The sequence below is a fragment of the Streptococcus dentapri genome (genome assembly GCF_042649885.1).
Lineage (GTDB): Bacteria > Bacillota > Bacilli > Lactobacillales > Streptococcaceae > Streptococcus > Streptococcus dentapri.
In genome coordinates, this window is record NZ_JBHSAC010000082.1 from 1 (window position 1) to 847 (window position 847).

General features: G+C 42.4%; 1 protein-coding gene and 1 pseudogene. Both read left to right on the forward strand.

The window, feature by feature from the left end:
• Positions 1–78 precede the first annotated feature (78 nt).
• Positions 79–546: a hypothetical protein gene (locus tag ACFOSE_RS09280; RefSeq protein WP_380432698.1), complete on the forward strand. Its 468-nt coding sequence runs from the start codon at positions 79–81 to the stop codon at positions 544–546.
• Positions 543–847: pseudogene (locus ACFOSE_RS09285) on the forward strand (hypothetical protein); the annotation flags it as partial. The gene ACFOSE_RS09280 and the pseudogene ACFOSE_RS09285, both read left to right, overlap by 4 nt.

Genomic DNA, 847 nt, shown 5'->3' on the forward strand with positions numbered 1-847 from the left:
TATTGAAGCAGTGGATGCCCAGCAGGCTGGGGATATCTTTGCCAATCTCTCATAGTAGCAAAAATAGAGGAGGCTCTTATGAAAAAGTCAACCAAGATAGGAATGGCTAGTTTAGCTACGTTAGCCATTTTAGCAGGAATAGGAGGAACCCTGATGGTCAAAGATGATTTTAACAGTCGCTTTGAGGCTTTTGTCAAAGCCAAGCGAGAGCAACAAGCAAAAGAAGCTGAGAAAAAGAAACAAGAAGCAAGGATGACAACCAAGGAGAAGCAGCTGGCCTACCTCAAAGAACACCAACAGGAAATTGTGGATTTTGTCAAATCACAGAGCCCTAAGGTCGAGTCTGTTCAGATTGATTGGGATGAAACTCAGTGGGATAAATCAGGGGTTGTCGTTGCTGAACCTTTTATTACTGTCTACGGCGGTATCAATGACCTTGAAGATTCCAGTTGGAGCGTAGACATCTGGATAGATAAAGATGGTAATGTTGATATGGATAGTATGTCCCAAAGTAGTCAATTAAGAATAGGAGGAGAACCAATTTGAGTAACTGGAATTTAGATAATTTTGATAACATTTATGCTTCTTTAGCTGAGTCTGCTTACACTGGACGTCCTAATACTTTTGCCTATGAAAAGCTAACTCCTGAAGAACGAGCGCAGTTAGATTCAGGAGAATCTCTTAAATTTGACTTTGCTAAAGATGCCAAAGACAATAAAGGCCAACTCACCCAAGGTGCTTCAGGTGACGGCTACCCCGATAAGAGTGATCCCAACGCCAGTAAAACGGAGCTCTACCTCCAGCCTGATGAAACGCTTCATACGACAAAAGACGGCCATCAAAAAGG